Source organism: Kitasatospora sp. NPDC032757 (assembly GCF_055579305.1).
In genome coordinates this window covers 285,346-303,843 of record NZ_JBVINN010000003.1, presented here as the reverse complement: position 1 = coordinate 303,843, position 18,498 = coordinate 285,346, and the positions used below count along the sequence as shown (strand labels likewise).

The following is an 18,498-nucleotide window of genomic DNA, read 5'->3' as shown; positions in this document are numbered from 1 at the left end:
GTCGATCACGGCTTCCACTCGACGGGCAGGTTGGGTGCCTCGCTGCCGCTCGGCGGGACCTGCAGGGTCTTCAGGGTGAACTCCATCACCTGTTTGAACACCGGCCCGCAGAGCTGGCCGCCGAAGTGGCCGTTGACCGGGTCCTGGATGACGCAGGAGACGGTGACCCGCGGCTGGTCGGCCGGGGCGAAACCGATGAACGACGCGGTGTACCCGCGGTAGCCGCCGGTCTTCGGGTCCACCCGGTTGGCGGTGCCGGTCTTCCCGGCCACCCGGTAGCCGGGGATGGCCGCCTTCCCGCCGGTGCCCTGCTCGTCGGTGACGACCGACTCCAGCATCTCGGTGAGCGTCTTCGCGGTCTGCTCGCTGACCACCCGGGACTCCGCCCCGGGCGCGGCCGGGGTGTACCGGCCGTCCGGCGCGGTGGTGCCCTGGACGATGCTGGGCGTGACCCGCACCCCGCCGTTGGCGATGGTGGAGAAGACCGAGGTCGCCTGCAGGGCGTTGACCGACAGGCCCTGGCCGAACGGGATGGTGTACTGCTTGGACGCCTTCCAGTCCTCCGGCTTGTCGAGCAGGCCGGCGGTCTCGCCGGGGAAGCCCAGGCCGGTCTGCTGGCCGATGCCGAACTTGCGCAGGTAGTCGTAGAGCACCTGGTTGGCCTCGGGCTGGGTCGCGCCGAGCGTCTGGGCGGCCTCGATGGTGCCGATGTTGGAGGACTTGGCGAGCACCCCGGCCAGGGTCAGGTACCAGGTCGGGTGCTCGACGTCGTCCTTGAACGCCACGTCGCCGCGGACCAGCGGGTACGGGACGGTCACCTTGGTGTCCCAGGTGGCCTTGCCGGTGTCCAGCACGGCGGCCATGGTCATCAGCTTGGCGGTGGAGCCGGGCTCGTACGCGTCCTGCAGGGCTGCGTTGCCGAGCTGGGAGGACTTGGCGCTGCTCAGGTCGTTGGGGTTGAAGCCGGGTGAGGTGGCCATCGCCAGGACCTGGCCGGTCTTCACGTCCTGGACGACGACGTAGCCCTTCTCCGCCCCGGCGTTGGCGACCTGGTCGGTGATGGCGCGCTGGGCCGCCCACTGGATGTCCCGGTTGACGGTCAGCCGCAGGTCGGTGCCGGGCACGGCCGGGTCCAGCGAGCCCCCTGCGGTCGGCACCAAGCGGCCGCCGGACTGGGCGTAGCTGCTGTGGCCGTCCTTGCCGGCCAGCACCTTCTGGTACTGCGACTCCAGGCCGCCGGCGCCCTCGCCCTCCGCGTTGACGAAGCCGACCACGTTGGCGGCCAGCCCGTCCGAGGGGTAGACGCGCTTCTGGGTGTCCCGGTTGAAGACCCCGCCCAGCGGGTTGAAGCACTCGTTGTCCACCCTGCTCCGCCCGCCCTCCTCGGCGGGCTTGTTCAGCAGGCGCCGCTGGGCCACGCAGGCCCGGGAGTTGGCCTGCTTCTCCAGCGTCGACTTGAGGTCGCTGATCTGGTTCTTGACGTCGGGGGTCTGCCGGGCGGCGAGCCGCTTGTAGCGGCTCTTGGGGGTGTGCAGGTCGGCGGCGATCTTCTCCTTGGGCAGGCCGAGGATCGGCGCGAGCAGCGCGGCCGCCTGCTCGGGTGCGTCGGGGATGCCGGCCGAGCCCGGGGTGAACATGGCCGGGTCGGCGGTGATGTCGTACGCGTCGACGGTGGTGGCCAGCGCCACGCCGTCGGCGGACGTTATCGAGCCGCGCTCGGCGGTGATCGGGATGTCCAGGTAGCGGTTGGTGTTGGCGTCGGCGGCCAGCGCGTCGGAGTCCAGCAGCTGGAGCTGGACCAGGCGGCCGGCGAAGACCGAGAACACCAGGGAGAGCGCCACGGTGACCACCCGGAGCCGGCGGCGCGAGTCGGCCAGCCGGATCGGCTTGGGCCGCGGGTGCTGCGGCGGGCGGGACTTCGGACGCGGCCGGCCGGCCGCCTGGCCGCGGACCGGCGGGCGGGCCTCCGGGCGGCGCTGCTGCGGCGTCCGGGGCGCCTTGCCCTGGGGGTTCCGGGCCGGCTGGGCCTTGGCCGGCTGCTTGGCCGGCTGCTTGGCCGGCTGGGCCTTCGGGGGCTGCTGCGACCGTGCGGGCTGCGGCTTGGCCGGCTGCTGCCTGGCGGGCTGGGACCGGCCGGGCTGTGCCTTGCCGGACTGCGCCTTGCCGGGCTGGGCGCGCGGGGCCTGGCGCGGCGCGGCGCCCTTGGCGGCGGGCCGGGGACGGCCGGTGCCGCCGCCCCCGGACGGCTGTCGCGGCGTACTCATGCGCCCACCTCGCTGCACCCGGCGAGCGCTTCGCGCACCTTCCGGTCGTTTCGCTCGCTCATCGGCCCGCACCCCCGGTCGCGGTCGGCGCCGGCTGCGGCGCGGCGGGGTTGATCTGGACGGTGGTGTCGCCGCCGGCCGCGGGGGCCGTCGGCGCGGCGGTGCCCGGCTGGGCGCCCGGCGAGGGCTGCGGGTTCCCGGGCCACGGTTCGGCGGTGGACCGTTTCACCGGCTGGCCGTCCTGGGCCGGGCCGGGCGTGCCGAGCACCTTGCCGCCGTTCGGGACGTCCAGGAAGGCCATCCCGCCGGCCGGCACCATGCCCAGCTCGGCGGCCCGGCGCGCCAGCGCGTCCGGCGCGGAGTTCTGGTCGATCTGGTGCTGGAGGCCCTGCTGCTCGTCGGTGAGCACGGTGGTCTGCCGCTGGAGCCGGGAGAGTTCGAAGGAGCCCTCGTTGAGCGCGGTGTTCAACGCCAGCAGGCCGAGCAGCCCGGCCGCGAGCAGGACGACCACCAGGACCGCGAACGGCGTCCGCCCCCGTACCGGGCGCCGCCCGGGGCGGACCGTGATCCGCGCCCTGCCGCCCTGCCCGGGGAGCACCGCGCCCCCCGCCCCGCCTCCGGCCACCGGCCCCACGCTTTCTCCTCCGCCCTTCCGACCGCCCCGACCTGGTCAGCCCCGGGTGCTTCGGTCCCTGATCCTCTCCGCCACCCGCAGCCGCACGGGCGCGGCGCGCCGGTTCTCCTCGATCTCCTCCTCGGTGGCCAGTTCGGCACCGCGGGTGATCAGCTTCAGCCAGGGCTGGTGCTCCTCCGGGACGAACGGCAGCCCCGGCGGGGCGGTGCTGGTCGCTCCGGCGGCGAGGTACTGCTTGACCAGACGGTCCTCCAGCGACTGGTAGGACATCACGACGATCCGCCCGCCCAGCGCCAGGGCGTCCAGCGCGCCCGGGATCGCCCGGTCCAGCACCTCCAGCTCGCCGTTGACCTCGATCCGCAGCGCCTGGAAGGTGCGCTTGGCCGGGTTCCCGCCGGTACGACGGGTGGCGGCCGGGATGGCGTTGCGCACCAACTCGACCAGACGCGCGCTGGTGGTGAACGGTTCCTTCTCGCGCTCGCGCACGATCACCGAGGCGATCTTCCCGGCGAACCGCTCCTCGCCGTAGACCTTCAGGATCCGGGCCAGCTGGCCGTGGGTGTAGGTGTTGAGCACCTCGGCCGCGCTCAGGCCCCGGGTCTGGTCCATCCGCATGTCCAGCGGGGCGTCCTGGGAGTAGGCGAAGCCGCGCTCGGCCTCGTCCAGCTGCATCGAGGAGACGCCGAGGTCGAACAGGATGCCCTGCACCCGGGGGATGTCGAGACGCTCCAGCACCTCGGGGATCTCGTCGTAGACGGCGTGCACCAGGGTGGCCCGGTCGCCGAACGGGGCCAGCCGCTCGCCGGAGAGCTTCAGCGCCGCCGGGTCGCGGTCCACCGCGACCAGCCGGACCTCCGGGAACTGGGTCAGCAGGGCCTCACTGTGCCCGCCGAGGCCGAGGGTGGCGTCCACCACCACGGCGCCCGGCTGCGAGATCGCCGGGGCCAGCGCGTCCATGCACCGCTGCAGCATCACGGGGACGTGCTTGGAAGCCGGTTCGTTGGTGCTCATGCGCGGTGGGCGCCCTTCCTCGGTGCGGAGCAGCCCGATGTCCGGGAGCTCCGACCATTTTGGCCCACTGCGTGCCGGAACCGGCGCCTGGGGGGAGCCGGCCCGGCCAGGGACGCGGCCCGTGGTCCCCGCCCGCTCTGGAGAAGGTCGTGACCGCCCGGCACCGGGGAAGGTGCGCCAGGTGGCACGGAGCGGGTGGAGGCCACGGGCCGCGTCGGCCGCCGCACCGGCCGGAAAGGCCCGGTTGACGGGCTCCGGCGGGTGTGCTCCACTGCGCCGCAACTCTATCGCGCGGACCCCGCCAGTCAATGGCCCGCTCCGGCGCACCACCCGGGCGGCGGTACGGATCACCGCAGGTCGCAGCCGTTCCGGCGAGCTGCGGGCGCGGCCGCCCGCGGTCGCGCGGCGGCTCCACGCGCCCCCCGGCCGGGCCGGCTCCCGTGCGAGGAGCGGACAAATCGGGCCGGAACGGCCCCCGGGGCCTGCGGATTGTGGATATGCACTCGATCACAGCCGCCCGCTCTGTAGCCCCCGACTCCACCACGGACGGGAGAATCGCACTAACGTCTCCGATATGACAGTGACCCCCGACCGGCCCACGCCGACCGCCGCTGCCGACTCCACAGGTCCCGACATCATCGACCGCTTCGTCGCGGCCAACCGCGAGTACGCGGTGACCTTCCGCGACGGCGGCATGGACGCCCGCCCGGTCCAGAAGGTCGCCGTGGTGGCCTGCATGGACGCCCGGCTCGACCTGTTCGCCGCCCTCGGGCTCGAACTCGGCGACGCACACGTGCTCCGTAACGCCGGTGGTGTCGTCACCGACGACACCATCCGCTCGCTCACCATCAGCCAGCGCGCCCTCGGCACCCGCTCGGTCGCACTGATCCACCACACCGGCTGCGGCCTGCTCGGCCTCACCGAGGACTTCCGGCGCGAGCTGGAACTGGAGGTCGGCCAGCGCCCGCAGTGGGCGGTGGAGTCCTTCGTCGACCTCGACGGCGACGTCCGGCAGTCCATGCAGCGGGTCCGTACCTCGCCGTTCCTGCTGCACACCGACGACGTACGCGGCTTCGTCTTCGACGTCCACACCGGGCTGCTCCGCGAGATCTCCTGACCCTCTCCCCCGTTCCCCCAGCGCCGCCGTCGGCCCGGCCAGCGCCGTCCGGGCCCTCCGCGGCGTTCCCGTGGCACCCGCGTACCCGCTTCCCCGGCGCGCGACCCGGTGCTTCCCGGTGAGATGGTGACTTCTGGCCACCGCCCGGGGGAGAATGCGCCTGCCGGTCTGACCCCGAACCACCTGGGGCGGCCAGGCCGCAGGCCGCACCCCGGCACCGGATCCCCCACGGAACCGCTCCCGGAGGGGCCGCGTCAAGCAGGGGTGGGGGCCGGCCTCGGGGTGAGGCGGGCGCAGCGTGCCAGGGAGCGTACGGGTGACGAGCTACAACGATCAGGCCGGTCTCGAAGGTCGTACGGGGGGCGATCAGCGGACGCCCGGGTACCACCGGGTCGGCCTGCCCGAGCTCGCCGCCGTCGTGGACCGGGTGCGGACCAACATCGAGAGCGTCATCGAGGGCAAGCCGGAGGCCGTCCGGATCGCCCTGACCGTGCTGCTCGCCGAGGGCCACCTGCTGCTGGAGGACGTGCCCGGCGTCGGCAAGACCATGCTGGCCAAGGCGCTGGCCCGGTCCGTCGACTGCACCGTGCGGCGCATCCAGTTCACGCCCGACCTGCTGCCCTCGGACGTCACCGGCACCAATATCTTCGACCAGCACCAGCGTGACTTCGAGTTCCGCCCGGGCGCGATCTTCGCCCAGATCGTGGTCGGCGACGAGATCAACCGGGCCTCGCCGAAGACCCAGTCCGCCCTGCTGGAGTCGATGGAGGAGCGCCAGGTCACCATCGACGGCACCAGCTACGAGCTGCCGTCGCCGTTCATGGTCGTGGCCACCCAGAACCCGGTCGAGATGGAGGGCACCTACCCCCTCCCGGAGGCCCAGCGGGACCGCTTCATGGCCCGGATCTCGATGGGCTACCCGAGCCCCGAGGCCGAGCTCGCCATGCTCGACGTGCACGCCGGCGCCAGCCCCCTGGAAGACCTCCAGCCGGTCGCACACGCCGCCGACATCCTCAAGCTGATCGAGCTGGTGCGCACCGTGCACATCGCCGACCCCGTCCGGCGCTACGCCGTCGACCTGGTCGGTGCCACCCGGACCACCCACGAGCTGCGCCTGGGCGCCTCGCCGCGCGCCACCCTGCACCTGGTGCGGGCCGCCCGCGCCGCCGCCGCGCTGGACGGGCGCGACTACGTCACCCCGGACGACATCCAGCGGCTGGCCGTCCCGGTGCTCGCCCACCGTCTGATGCCGACCGCCGAGACCCAGCTCAGCCGCCGCACGTCCGAGCAGATCGTGACCGACCTCGTCGCCCGGCTGCCGCTGCCGCGCCCGCAGGGCGGCCCGGCCGTCCGGAGGGGCTGAGGTGGGGCCGTCCGACGCACCGTCGGGCCTGCGCGCCGGCCTGCGCGGCCTCACCACCCGGGGCCGCTCCTTCCTCGCCGCCGGGGCCACCGCGGTGGTCTGCTCCTACCTGCTCGACCAGGACGCGCTGCTGCGCGTCGGCGTGCTGCTCGCGGCCCTGCCGCTGGCCGCCGCCCTGCTGCTGGCCAACACCCGCTACCGGGTGGCCAGCGGCCGCCGGCTCTCCCCGCGCCGGGCCGTGGCCGGGCAGGAGGCCCGGGTCCACCTGCGGGTGGACAACGTCTCCCGGGTGCCCACCGGCCTGTTGCTGCTGGAGGACAAGGTCCCGTACGTGCTCGGGCCGCGCCCGCGGTTCGTGCTGGACCGGGTCGAACCGCGCGGGAACCGCGAGGTGTCCTACCGGGTCCGCTCCGACCTGCGCGGCCGCTACCCGCTCGGGCCGCTCCAGCTGCGGCTCTCCGACCCGTTCGGGATGTGCGAGCTGAACCGTTCCTTCGCCGCCTCCGACGTCCTCACCGTGGTGCCGCAGGTCCAGAACCTGCCGCTCGTGCGGCTCAAGGGCGAGTGGACCGGCCAGGGCGAGAGCCGCACCCGCACCCTGGCGCTGGCCGGCGACGACGACGTCATCCTGCGCGAGTACCGGCACGGCGACGACCTGCGCCGGGTGCACTGGAAGTCCACCGCCCGGTACGGCGAGCTGATGGTCCGCCGCGAGGAACAGCCGCAGAAGGCCCGCGCCACCGTGCTGCTCGACACCCGGGACGCCGGCCACCGCGGCAGCGGCCCCGCCTCCTCCTTCGAGTGGGCGGTCAGCTGCGCCGCCTCGGTCGCCGTCCACCTGCTGGAGCGCGGCTACCAGACCCGCCTGCTCACCGACACCGGTCACTGCGTCCCCGGCCCGGCCGCCGGCGGCGGCAACACCGCCGCCGAATCCTCCGGCCTGATCCTGGACGCGCTCGCGGTGGTCGACCTCTCCGACGGCGGCGGGCTCTCCCGCGCCGAGGAGCCGCTGCGCACCGCCGGCGAGGGCCTGCTGGTCGCCGTCCTCGGCGAGCTGGACGAGGCGCAGACCGCCCGGCTGGCCCGGCTGCGCAACCGCACCGGCGGCGCCGTGGCCTTCCTGCTCGACACCGGCACCTGGTCCGGTCTGCGGATGCTCGCGCCCGAAACCGGCGGGGACGAGTTCCGAGACCGGGTCCGGCAGCTGCGGGAGGCCGGCTGGACGGTGCTCCCGGTGCGCGCCGGGGACTCCGTCCCCGAGCTGTGGCAGGCCGCCGACCGGACCGAGTCGCCCTCCCCCTACCGAGAAGAGGCCGGCGCGTGACCACCCGGGCCAAACTGACCGTGTACTCGGCGCTGGCCACCGCCCTGGCCGCGCTCTGCCTCACCCCGCTGCTCACCGGCAGGAGCTGGATCGCCCACGCCCTCCTGGTGATCACCGTGATCGCGCTGGCCGGCGCGGGCCTGCGCCGGACGCCCTTCTACCGCTGGACGGTGCCGCTCGGGCAGCTGCTCGTCCTGTTCGTGCTGCTGCTGGTCGGCTTCGCGAGCGCCACCAACAAGTTCGGCGGCGTGCTGCCCGGCCCCGAGTCGGTGCACACCCTCAGCAGCGTCCTCGGCCGCGGGCTGGACGACATCCGGCAGTACGCCATCCCGGCGCCGCCCGAGCCGGGCCTGCGGCTGATCCTCGTCGCGTCCGTCGGGCTGATCGCCATCATGGTGGACACCGTCGCGGTGACGTACCGGCGCTCGGCGCTGGCCGGGCTGCCGCTGCTGGCGCTCTACTCGGTCGGCAACGGCCTGGCCGGTGACCACGGCAGCTGGGTCTGGTTCGGGCTCGCCTCCGCCGGCTACCTGGTGCTGCTCTTCGCCGAGGGCCAGGACCGGGTCTCCCGCTGGGGCCGGGTCTTCCGCGGCACCTCGCGCGGAGCCGAGGGCTCCGGCACGCTCAGCCTGAGCGGCCAGCGGATCGGCGTCCTGGCGCTGGCGCTGGCCCTGCTGGTGCCGGTGTTCCTGCCGCACTGGGACGGCGGGCTGATCCACACCGGCTCCAACGGCGCCTCCAACGGCGGCACCGGCACCGGGGGTGTCTCCAGCCTCGACCCGCTGGTCACCCTGGAGTCCGCGCTGACCAAGCCCAGCGACATCGAGCTGCTCACCTACCGGATGGACAGCAGCCTGGCGGACAACGCCTACCTGCGCACCGGTTCGCTGGACTCGTTCGACGGCACCGCGTGGAAGCTCAGCAATCCCGGCACCACCGACTTCAAGGGCTCCTTCGCCGCCCCCGAGGGGCTCGGCAACCTCGAGGTCCCGGCGGTCCAGGGCGACTTCCAGGTCTCCGAGAAGCTGGACTCCGCCTGGCTGCCGATGCCCTACCCCGCCAAGAACGCCACCGTCCCCGTCCCCGGCAACTGGAAAGTGGACACCCTCACCGGGACCGTCCAGCCGACCAAGGACAAGGCGATCAAGGGCCTGCACTACCAGGTCACCGCGTACGACGTCCGGCCCACCGCCGAGGAGCTGCGCCAGGCGCTGCCCGCCCGTCCGCAGATCGCCGGGCACTACACCGACCTGCCCAAGGACCTCCCGCCGGTGGTCCGGCAGCAGGCCGAGGCGGTCACCAGGAAGGCGCCCACCCCGTACGACAAGGCGCTGGCGCTGCAGGACTGGTTCACCGGCCCCGACTTCAGCTACCGCACCGACATCAAGGCCGGCACCGGCAACGACGCGATCGTGGAGTTCCTGCGCAACCGCAAGGGCTTCTGCGTGCACTTCGCCTCCACCATGGCGGCGATGGCCCGCACCCTGGGCATCCCGGCCCGGGTCGCGGTCGGCTTCACCCCGGGCGAAAGCAAGGGCAACGACCGGTACTCGGTCAACGGGCTGATGTACCACGCCTGGCCCGAGCTGTACTTCGAGGGCTTCGGCTGGACGCGCTTCGAGCCCACCAAGGGCCGCGGTGTGGCGCCCCGTTACACCGAGCCGCTCCCCGCGGCCACCACCGCGCCGAGCACCGCGCCCACCGCCGCCGCGCAGAGCAGCGGGCCGGTCGCGGTGCCCTCCAGCAGCAGCGACTGCGACGCGAAGCTGCGACGCATGGGCGAGTGCGGGGACCAGAAGAAGAGCGCCACCGGCGCCCAGGACGAGTCCTGGCTGCTCTCCTGGCAGGTGCTGGCCGCCTTGGCCGGCGTCCTGGTGCTGGTCGCGCTGCTGCTCACCCCGATGCTCTGGCGGACGCTGCTGCGCCGCCGCCGGCTCGGCGCGGGCGGGCGGCGGCGGCCCGGCGCTGACGGCCCCGCGGAGCCGACCGACGAGCAGGTGCTGGCCGCCTGGGACGAGCTGATCGACTCCGCCTGGGACATCGGCATCCAGCCGGACGAGTCGCGCACGCCGCGCGCGACCGCCCGCCGGATCTCCGAGGCCGCCGAACTGGACGAGGCCTCAGCGGCCGCCGCCGGCCGGGTGGCGCTGGCCACCGAGCGGGTGCTCTACGCCCGCTCCGCCCAGGTGTCGGCCCCGGTGGCGGCGGACGTCCGGACCGCCCGGGACGGGCTGCGGGCCGGCGCCGGCCGGGCCGGGCGGACCAGGGCGGTGCTGCTGCCGCCGTCCTCGGCCCAGCTCTGGTGGAAGGTCTCCGACGCCGTGCTGGCCGCGCGGCTCACGGTGCGCGACCGGATGGCCCGGGCGGCCGGCACGGTCACCGGTCCGGTCCGCCGGGCCTGGGGCCGGCTGCGACGCCGGGGCGGTACGGGTGGCCCGGACGGCACCGAGTCCTGAGACCGGACACGCCGAGGGCGGGCAGTCGGATCGACTGCCCGCCCTCGCGGCGTTCGTGCGGTGGTACCCGCAGGCCTCGTGCCCGGAGGCTCAGAAACCGCCGGTCTGCTCGTCCCGGCGGCGCTGCCAGCGTTGCTCGACCCGGTCCATCATCCCCGCCTTGCGGCGCGGAGCAGCGGCCGGACGGGGCCCGGAGGTCTGGCCGGCCGGACCACGGCGCCAGCCCGTCACGGCGAAGACCGCACACCCGAGCATCACCAGGAACCCGACGACACTGACCCAGATCTGGTCGGGGACGACCATGCCGCCCATCAACAGGCCGATGCCCACCACGAAGCCGCCGACGGCCAGATAGACCCGTCGACGGGTGTGGGTGCGCAGCCCGGTTCCCTCAAGCGCCGACGCGAATTTGGGATCTTCGGCATACAGCGCTCGCTCCATCTGGTCGAGCAGTCGCTGCTCGTGCTCCGAGAGCGGCACGGAGTCCTCCTACTCGTCGGTCGCGGGTGCGACCGGTCCGCCGCCCCGGTCGGGGAGGCAAGTCCAATCAGCCTTGAGAACATGCGGTCGGACGCCTGTGCGGGGGCCCGGGCCCGTGTCGTCCATATGCCCCATGCATCCGGCTGTCATGCTTTCCGGCTTTACCCAGATCATACGGTCCACGGGCCCGTTACGGGGTGGTCGGCCACGCGTGGGCCGGGCCACTCCGGGCCGTCCGGGCCGCACTGGGCTCAACGCGGTGAGGCCCGGACAAGTGCCCGACCGGGTGGAATCGGCCGGGACCTGGGGAGCTTCGGAGGAGAGGGGAGGAGAAGAGGGGTGAGACGGGTCGGCGAACGGTGCCGACCGCCCGGGTCAGGCCAGGGTGGCCAGCAGGTGCAGCTGGGTCGCCACGGCGTGGAAGGCGGGCTGCCCGGCGGCGGCCTCCTCCAGCTTGAGCAGCGCCTCCAGCGCGCCCGGCTCGGCGTCGACCAGGACGCCCGGCACCAGGTCGGCGAAGACCCGCACGCCGTGCACCGAGTCCACCCGCAGGCCCGCGCCGACGGCGAGCCGGTCGAGCTCCTCGCCGGTGAAGCGGCGCGGCATCGGGTCGGCCTCGCCCCAGCGACCGTCGGAGGCCTCCAGCACCGTCCGCGCGTCGTTGAAGTGGCCCCCGAGCGCGCGGGCCAGCACGGCGCCGTTGCGGTTGGCGGCCAGCAGGCTGACGAAGCCGCCGCGGCGCAAGGTCCCGGCCAGGCTGCCGAGCGCGTCGGCCGGGTCGTCCACGACCTCCAGCACGCCGTGGCAGAGCACCGCGTCGACGGTGCCGGGCGCGACCAGGTCGGGCAGCGTCTGGGTGTCACCCTGGACGGCGCGGACCAGGTCGGTCACACCGGCCTCGGCGGCCCGGCGCTCCAGCGCGAACAGCGCGTCGGGGCTCGGGTCGACCACGGTGACCCGGTGCCCGAGCCGGGCGACCGGCACGGCGAAGTTGCCGGTGCCGCCACCGGTGTCGACCACGTCGAGCACCGGCTGGTCCAGCTCGGCCGCCCGCTTCTCCAGGGCTGCCCGCACCACCTCCCACACCACGGCGGTACGCAGGGCGCTGCGGGGACGCGTCGGGTACAAGGTGGGACTCCTTGGCACGTGCAGATCGATCAGGACGCCTCCACCTTAGTCCGGGCGGGCGGCCGGGCCGCTGCGGGCCGCCGGGCCGCGCCGCCGGGCGGTGGCCGGTCACCGCCGGGCGCCCGGGTCGTGGGGGCCTCCGGCGTCGTCCGGCGGGAGCCGGGGGGCGGGCGGTGCCGGGTGCAGGCCGAGCAGCCGCTCGACCAGCCGGAGGAAGAGCGCGGAGTTGCGGATCAGGTCGTCGGCGTCTCGGGCCGAGGCGGCACCCCTGATCCCGGCCTCGGCGGCGGCCCGGCGGCGGGCGCCGGCCGCGAAGTACACCGCCCACTCGGCGAGTTCGGGTGCGACCTCGGGCAACACCTCCCAGGCGCTGCGGATCGCCCGGCGCCGCCGGGGGCTCTTCTCCGGCCGGCCCCGGACGGCGAGCACCGCCGCGACGGTGCGCAGCGCGGCGAGGTGGGCGGCGGCGTACCGCTCCAGCGGGTCCTCCAGGGCGCGGGAGCGGGTGAGGGTGCGGTGGGCGTCGGCGAGCAGGTCGAGCGCGGCGGGCGGGGCGGCGACCCGGCGCAGCACCGGGTGGACGTCCCCGCCGGCGGGAAGGTGGGCGCCGGGCCGGTCGGCACCCGGCTGGTGGGTGCCCGGCCGGTGGGCGGCGAGGTGGAGGCGGGCGGTGACGGGCTCAGGCCGGCTGATGGTCATGGTCTCCCCCGTTCCGAGGCAGCGCACGGGCCGGATGATCCGTGCGTCTCCATCGTGAACGGGACCACTGACAATGCGGCCCCGAGGCGTCGCACGCCTGCTCCGGGCAGGACATGCGTGCGGGCGGCGGTCGCCGGCCGCTCCCCCGCCGGCCCGCGTCCCACCGCCCCGCACCCGCCGGAGCGCCGTCCCCCCACCGGCGGCGCTTCGGAGCCCCCCGGGTCACCGGTCCCCCCTGACCCCGCTCCGCCGCCCCGTGTCGGCGGTGCGCGGCCTACGACCGGCTCCGGTGCGGACCCGCCGGTGTCGTCCGCCGGCCCCCGTGGCCGGCGGACGGCACCTGTCCGCCGTCCCGGGCCCGCAGTGCCCGACGCGCCGCCGACCCGGTGCCACCACTCTCCCGTCTCCGCAGGTCGGAGGCCATCCGCTCAGCTACTCAACCGTGCGTCTGAGTATCCGTACTCAGCCCGCCCGGGGAGGGAACCGGAGGGCTCCCGCCCGGCGTCCCGGTACGGTACGGCGAGCCGGGCGGATCCCGGCGGCACTCCGAGGGAGGGAACGGATGACGATCGTTCCGCTGATCTTCACCAGCGGTCTGGCGAGCGGGATCAACGCGTACGCGGTGGTGCTGCTGCTCGGCCTGCTGGGCCGGTTCGCCGGGGCCGACTCGGTGCCGCCCGCACTGGAGCGCACCGACGTGCTGGCCGCAGCGGCCGTGCTGTTCCTGCTGGAGGCGGTGGCCGACAAGATCCCGTACGTGGACAGCCTCTGGGACACCGTCCACACGGTGATCCGCCCGATCGCGGGGGCCACCGTGGGCGCGCTGATCGCGAGCACCGACCCGGGCTCGCTGCCCGAGGTCGCGGCAGGGGCGATGGGTGGTGCCACGGCGCTGGTCAGCCATCTGGTGAAGGCCTCGCTGCGAATGGCGGTCAACACCTCGCCCGAGCCCGCCAGCAACATCGTGGTCAGCCTGGCCGAGGACCTCTCGGTGGCCGGCCTGGTCACCCTGGCGATCTTCCATCCGTGGCTGGCCGCCTCGGTCGCCGCAGTCCTGCTGATCGCCGGCCTGCTCATGGTCTGGTTCGCGATCAACCGCATCCGGCGGTTCCGGGCCCGCCGCCGCGAGCGCAAGGCCGCCCGCGCGGCCGGCGCCCGACCGGCGGAGGAGGCGTCCGTCCTGCGGTCATAGGATGCGGGCCATGGCAAGGATCGTCATCATCGGCGCAGGAATGAGCGGGCTCGCGGCGGCCTCCCGGCTGGCGACCCTCGGACACCGGGTGACGGTCTGCGAGGCGAGCGGGACGTACGGCGGCATGGTCGGCCGGTACGAGCGGGACGGCTTCGCCTTCGACACCGGCCCCGGGCTGCTCACCCTCCCCGCCGTCTACCGCGACCTCGCTCTGAAGACCGGCAAGGAGGCGCTGGAGCAGCTGGTCGGGCTGGCCCCGGTCGACCCGGAGAGCCGGCACGTCTTCCCCGACGGCACCGACCTGACGCTGCCGAACGCCTCCCGCGGCGGCGTCATCCAGGCGCTGGACGCCACGTTCGGCGCCGGTTGGGGCGCCCGCTGGGCCGAGGTGATGAACCACGGCCGCACGGTCTGGGAGGCGACCCGCCGCCCGCTGCTGGAGGAGCCGCTCCCGGCCGACCCCGCACCGCTGCACACCGACCCGTACCCCGGCCCGCCCCGCAAGGGCCTGGCCAGGCTCCTCCGCCCGCGGCCCCGGACGCTCACCGGTGTGGCCGCCCAGGAGCTCGGTGGCCACCCGGCCCTGACCGCCCTGCTGTCCGAGTACGCGCTGCGCTTCGGCCTCCACCCGGACACGGCCCCGGCGAGCGCCACCGTGCTGCCGTACATGGAGCAGTCCTTCGGCGTCTGGTATGTCAAGGGCGGCCTCCGCGCGCTGGCCGACGCGGTGTACCGGCGCTGCGAACTGCGCGCCGTGGACTTCCGCTTCGACACCGAGGTCATCGCGGTGGCCACCAAGGACGGCCGCGCCTGCGGCGTCGACACCACGGCCGGCCGGATCGACGCCGACGTGGTGGTCTCCTCGATGGACGCCTGGTCGTTGTTCAGCCGGCGCATCGCCGAGTGGCCGGACGGCGGCGACCCCGCCGAGTGGGGGCACTACGAGCAGCCGAACGGCCGCTTCGTCGTGCTGCTCGCGCTGCGCGGGGCGCGGCCGGACGGCACCCCGCACCGCACCGTGGTCCACGCCGCCGAGCCGGCGGCCGAGTGGAACGCGCTCACCCTTGGCGCCCAGCCCTGCGAGCACCCGACGGTGCAGGTCCTGCGACCCGACGACTCCTCGCTGCGCCCGGACGACGACCACGAGAGCGTCGTCCTCACCGTGACCGTGCCGGGGCAGGGCGATGTCGACTGGACGGAGCCCGGCCTGGCCGACCGCTACGCCGACCGGCTGCTGGACCACGTCGACGCGGCCGGGCTCGGCCTGCGCGAGCGGGTGCTGTGGCGAGTGGTGCGCACGCCCGAGGACACCCGCCGGGAAACCGGCGCGTTCATGGGAGCCGTCCCCCGCCCCGCGCTGGCCGGGCAGGGCGGGAACTTCCTGCAGTCCGCCAACGAGTCACCCGTCCCCGGCCTCTACCTGATCGGCGGCGCCGCCCACCCCGGCGGCGGGCTGGCCCGGGTCGGCATGTCGGCCTGCATCGCGGCCAACCTCATCGGCCCGGCCTGAGCGCGCCGCGCGGGGGAACCGGCCCGGCCGACTCCCTCTGCGGCGCCGCGCCCGGCTCAGCCCTGCTGCTGCCAGGTGTTCTGCTGCTGGTAGCCGTACTCGTAGACCGGCTGCTGCGGGATGCCCTGCTGCGGCTGCTGCTCGGGCTGCCACTGCTGCTGGGCCTGCTGCGCGTGCTGCGCCTGCTGGTCGTAGCCGTACGGGTCGGGCTGCTGCTGGTACGTGCCGTAGGCGTCGGGCTGCTGCTGGTAGGCCGCGTACTGGTCCGGCTGGACGGCCTGCTGCTGGTAGCCGCCGTAGCCCTGGTCGTAGGCGAAGGCCGGCTGCTGCTGGGTCTGCCACTGCTGCTGTTGCTGGACGTTCTGGTCCCAGGCCTGCTGCTGCGGGGCGTCGTAGCCGGCCTGGTAGGCCTCGGCGTACGGGTCCGGCTGGGCCTGCTGCGGCTGCTGCACCTGCTGCTCGTAGTACCCGGGCGCGTAGACGCCGTCCGCGGCGAGCTCCTGCATCTCGAAGGCGGCGGTCTGCTCGACGGCGGGGGCGTCCTCGGCGGCCGGTGCCGGCTCGGGGCTGCTCTCCTCGACCGCGCTGACCGTGCCGATCCGGTCGACCGCCACCGCGGTGGCCACCACCGCCCCGCCGGTCAGCGCTCCGAGCAGCGGCACCTTGGCGAGCGGGCCGGGCAGGCCGCCGTCGGCGCTGCGCAGCGACCAGCCGGCGGCGTAGCCGCGCTTCACGGAGAGGGTGACGAGGGTCTGGCCGAGCGCGAAGAGGGCCGCGCCGGCGCCGATCACCACGACCGAGCCGAGCGCCATCCCGGCGGGCACCCCGAGGAAGCCGGCCAGGGCCAGGGCCCGCCAGTGCACCGGGGCGCGGTTCTGCAGCAGCAGCTCGGCGACCAGCCAGAGCGCCACCACCGCCAACGCGGCGTACAGCAGCAGGTATCCGATGCCCATCCGCCCGCTACCTCCAGTCGCGTGCCCGCGCGCGCCGCGCGTGTGCGGCGACTGTACCGGTTCAACGGCCGGGGTACCGCATCGCGTTCCCGGCGGCTCCCGCCCGTGCGGGGTGCCGCCGGCCGCCGGCCCGGCCGGGCCGGCGGCGCAGCTCAGCGCTGGTGCAGACCGAGGTTCTGGTAGATCTCCAGGGTCGCGGTCGAGTGGTTGAGCGTGATGAAGTGCAGGCCGGGGGCGCCCTCCGCGAGCAGCCGCTCGGACATCGCGGTGGCGTGCTCCATGCCGACCTCGCGCAGGGCGGCCGGGTCGTCGATGGCCGCGCGCAGCCGGGCCTCCAGCTCGGCCGGGAAGGCCGAACCGCTCAGCTGCGGGAACCGGTCCAGCTGCTTGGCGTTGGTGACCGGCATGATCTCCGGGATGATCGGCGTCTCGCAGCCGGCCGCCGCGACCCGGTCGCGCAGCCGCAGGTAGTCGTCGACCTCGAAGAACATCTGGGTGATCGCGTAGTCGGCCCCGGAGCGGATCTTCGCCACGAAGTGGCGGATGTCCTCGTCCCAGTCGGTCGAGCGCGGGTGCATGTTCGGCGAGGCGGCCACGCCCACGCAGAAGTCGCCGATGCCCTTGATCAGCTCCACCAGCTCGTACGCGTAGGTGACCCCCTGCGGGTGCTTCACCCACTCGCCCATCGGGTCGCCGGGCGGGTCGCCGCGCACCGCGAGGACGTTGCGTACGCCCTGGTCGGCGTACTGGCCGATGATGTTGCGCAGCTCGGCGATCGAGTGGTCGACGGCGGTCAGGTGGGCGACCGGCGTCAGCGTGGTCTCGGTGGCGATCCGGCCGACCATGTTGACGGTGCGCTCGCGCGAGGAGCCGCCGGCCCCGTACGTCATGCAGACGAAGTTGGGGTCGAGCGGTTCGAGCCGGCGGATGGCGTCCCAGAGACGCTGTTCGCCGACCTCGGTGCGCGGGGGCATGAACTCGAAGGAGAAGGATCGCTTGCCGGCCGCCAGAAGCTCGCGGACCGTCAGCGCGCGGTCTGTTCTGGTGGAAGCGACGCCGAGTGCCATGCTGGCAGGTTAACCGTCGGTCGAAGGGCACGGACAACTCGGTCCCACCAATTGAGACAAGTGGTGGACGGTATTCCGCTTCCCGGCCCCGCCGCTCCGGGAGGCCCCGGAGGCTCGTCCGTACAGCTGTTCCCGGCCGCCCGGCTAGGCTTGCTGCACCCCCTGCCAAACTCCCGGAGCCTCATCGTGACCTCGTCCAGCAACCGGCCGGCCAACCCCATTGACGTGGAGGACGTGCGCGGGCGCGTCAACGCGGCCCTCGCCGGCTTCATGGACGGCCAGGCGGCCCTGCTCGGGAAGATCTCCCCGCAGCTGGCGCCCGCGGTCGAGGCGCTGCGCGACTTCCTGCTGGACGGCGGGAAGCGACTGCGCCCGGCGTTCTGCTACTGGGGCTGGCGCGGCGCCGGCGGCCCGGCGGCCGGCGAGGGCATCGCCAACGCGGCGGCCGCCCTGGAGCTCCTCCAGGCGAGCGCGCTGGTCCACGACGACCTGATGGACCGCAGCGACACCCGCCGCGGCCTGCCCTCGGTCCACCGCCGCTTCGAGGCCCTGCACCGCGACAGCGGCTGGCGCGGCGACCGCGAGCAGTACGGCGCCTCGGCCGCGGTGCTGCTCGGCGACCTGCTGCTGATCTGGTGCGACGAGCTGTTCCTGCGCTCGGGCCTGGACCCGGCGGCGGTGCTGGCCGCCAAGCCGATGTTCGACCTGATGCGCACCGAGGTCATGGTCGGCCAGTACCTGGACGTGCTGGAGCCGGTCGCCGGTGACTCCACCGACCCGGGCGCGCTGGACCGGGCGCAGACGGTGCTGCACTACAAGTCGGCCAAGTACACGATCGAGCGGCCGCTCCAGGTCGGCGCGCTGCTGGCCGGGGCGCGGCCGGAACTGGTCGAGGCGTACGGGGCGTTCGGCCTGCCGCTGGGCGAGGCGTTCCAGCTCCGGGATGATCTGCTCGGCGTCTTCGGCGACCCGGCGGTCACCGGCAAGCCCGCCGGGGACGACCTGCGCGAGGGCAAGCGGACCCTGCTGGTCGCGCACGCGATGCGCGGGCTGTCCGCCGCCGACGCCCGCCACCTGGACGAGCGCCTCGGTGCGCCGGACCTCGCGCCCGAGGAGGTGGCCCGGCTGCGGGCCCTGGTCGGGCGCAGCGGCGCGCCCGAGCTGGTGGAGCGGCGGATCGAGGAGCTGATGCGGCAGTCGCTGACCGCGCTGGAGGCCGCACCGCTGGCCGACGGACGGGCCCGCGAGGTGCTGCTGGCGCTGGCCGAGGCCGCCACCGTCCGCAAGTACTGAGGAGTAC

The 18,498-nt window shown here is 74.4% G+C and carries 14 protein-coding genes and 1 pseudogene; 7 read left to right on the top strand and 8 right to left on the bottom strand.

Annotated elements, in window-relative coordinates; all coding sequences use genetic code 11:
• Positions 1-5 precede the first annotated feature (5 nt).
• From ACZ5WK_RS06900 to rsmH, 3 genes are read right to left on the bottom strand one after another with little or no spacing between them, the layout of a single operon-like run.
• Complete coding sequence (locus tag ACZ5WK_RS06900) at positions 6-2,264, bottom strand: peptidoglycan D,D-transpeptidase FtsI family protein (RefSeq protein WP_465545686.1); 2,259 nt, start codon at positions 2,262-2,264, stop codon at positions 6-8.
• A gap of 58 nt (positions 2,265-2,322) precedes the next feature.
• Positions 2,323-2,898, bottom strand: coding sequence for a cell division protein FtsL (gene ftsL, locus ACZ5WK_RS06895; RefSeq protein WP_465545684.1), 576 nt, complete (start codon positions 2,896-2,898; stop codon positions 2,323-2,325).
• Between the two features lie 36 nt (positions 2,899-2,934).
• Positions 2,935-3,909 carry a 16S rRNA (cytosine(1402)-N(4))-methyltransferase RsmH gene (gene rsmH, locus ACZ5WK_RS06890; protein ID WP_465545682.1) on the bottom strand — a complete coding sequence of 325 codons (975 nt, stop codon included), beginning with the start codon at positions 3,907-3,909 and terminating at the stop codon, positions 2,935-2,937.
• A gap of 574 nt (positions 3,910-4,483) precedes the next feature.
• Here rsmH and ACZ5WK_RS06885 point away from each other — a divergent pair.
• The 4 genes from ACZ5WK_RS06885 (at position 4,484) to ACZ5WK_RS06870 (ending at position 10,169) form a co-directional block, all read left to right on the top strand.
• A complete protein-coding gene (locus ACZ5WK_RS06885; RefSeq protein ID WP_396319382.1) occupies positions 4,484-5,026 on the top strand; it encodes a beta-class carbonic anhydrase in 543 nt (180 codons plus the stop codon).
• Between the two features lie 397 nt (positions 5,027-5,423).
• Positions 5,424-6,389 carry an AAA family ATPase gene (locus tag ACZ5WK_RS06880; RefSeq protein ID WP_465545944.1) on the top strand — a complete coding sequence of 322 codons (966 nt, stop codon included), beginning with the start codon at positions 5,424-5,426 and terminating at the stop codon, positions 6,387-6,389.
• A gap of 1 nt (position 6,390) precedes the next feature.
• On the top strand, positions 6,391-7,713 hold the full coding sequence (locus ACZ5WK_RS06875; protein ID WP_465545679.1) for a DUF58 domain-containing protein: 1,323 nt from the start codon (positions 6,391-6,393) through the stop codon (positions 7,711-7,713).
• The gene (locus ACZ5WK_RS06870; protein ID WP_465545677.1) at positions 7,710-10,169 is read left to right on the top strand and encodes a transglutaminase TgpA family protein; all 2,460 of its coding nucleotides are present in this window, start codon (positions 7,710-7,712) and stop codon (positions 10,167-10,169) included. The genes ACZ5WK_RS06875 and ACZ5WK_RS06870 overlap by 4 nt, the downstream gene beginning before the upstream one ends.
• Before the next feature lie 90 nt (positions 10,170-10,259).
• Here ACZ5WK_RS06870 and ACZ5WK_RS06865 read toward each other — a convergent pair whose 3' ends face one another.
• From ACZ5WK_RS06865 to ACZ5WK_RS06855, 3 genes and pseudogenes are all read right to left on the bottom strand, one after another.
• The gene (locus ACZ5WK_RS06865; RefSeq protein ID WP_396319385.1) at positions 10,260-10,649 is read right to left on the bottom strand and encodes a DUF3040 domain-containing protein; all 390 of its coding nucleotides are present in this window, start codon (positions 10,647-10,649) and stop codon (positions 10,260-10,262) included.
• A gap of 375 nt (positions 10,650-11,024) precedes the next feature.
• On the bottom strand, positions 11,025-11,777 hold the full coding sequence (locus tag ACZ5WK_RS06860) for a methyltransferase domain-containing protein (RefSeq protein WP_465545675.1): 753 nt from the start codon (positions 11,775-11,777) through the stop codon (positions 11,025-11,027).
• A gap of 108 nt (positions 11,778-11,885) precedes the next feature.
• Positions 11,886-12,400: pseudogene (locus tag ACZ5WK_RS06855) on the bottom strand (SAV_6107 family HEPN domain-containing protein).
• Between the two features lie 638 nt (positions 12,401-13,038).
• Between ACZ5WK_RS06855 and ACZ5WK_RS06850 the strand changes: the two are divergent.
• Positions 13,039-13,668: a DUF4126 domain-containing protein gene (locus tag ACZ5WK_RS06850; protein WP_465545673.1), complete on the top strand. Its 630-nt coding sequence runs from the start codon at positions 13,039-13,041 to the stop codon at positions 13,666-13,668.
• Positions 13,669-13,678: 10 nt separating this feature from the next.
• Positions 13,679-15,178 carry a phytoene desaturase family protein gene (locus ACZ5WK_RS06845; protein ID WP_465545671.1) on the top strand — a complete coding sequence of 500 codons (1,500 nt, stop codon included), beginning with the start codon at positions 13,679-13,681 and terminating at the stop codon, positions 15,176-15,178.
• A 56-nt stretch (positions 15,179-15,234) separates the two neighbouring features.
• On the opposite strand, the gene ACZ5WK_RS06840 is transcribed toward ACZ5WK_RS06845, so the two are convergent.
• The gene (locus ACZ5WK_RS06840; RefSeq protein WP_465545669.1) at positions 15,235-16,131 is read right to left on the bottom strand and encodes a hypothetical protein; all 897 of its coding nucleotides are present in this window, start codon (positions 16,129-16,131) and stop codon (positions 15,235-15,237) included.
• Positions 16,132-16,283: 152 nt separating this feature from the next.
• On the bottom strand, positions 16,284-17,198 hold the full coding sequence (gene metF, locus ACZ5WK_RS06835) for a methylenetetrahydrofolate reductase [NAD(P)H] (protein WP_465545667.1): 915 nt from the start codon (positions 17,196-17,198) through the stop codon (positions 16,284-16,286).
• A 186-nt stretch (positions 17,199-17,384) separates the two neighbouring features.
• Between metF and ACZ5WK_RS06830 the strand changes: the two genes are divergently transcribed.
• Entirely contained in the window at positions 17,385-18,491 is a 1,107-nt protein-coding gene (locus ACZ5WK_RS06830; protein WP_465545665.1) for a polyprenyl synthetase family protein, read from the top strand.
• Positions 18,492-18,498 lie beyond the last annotated feature (7 nt).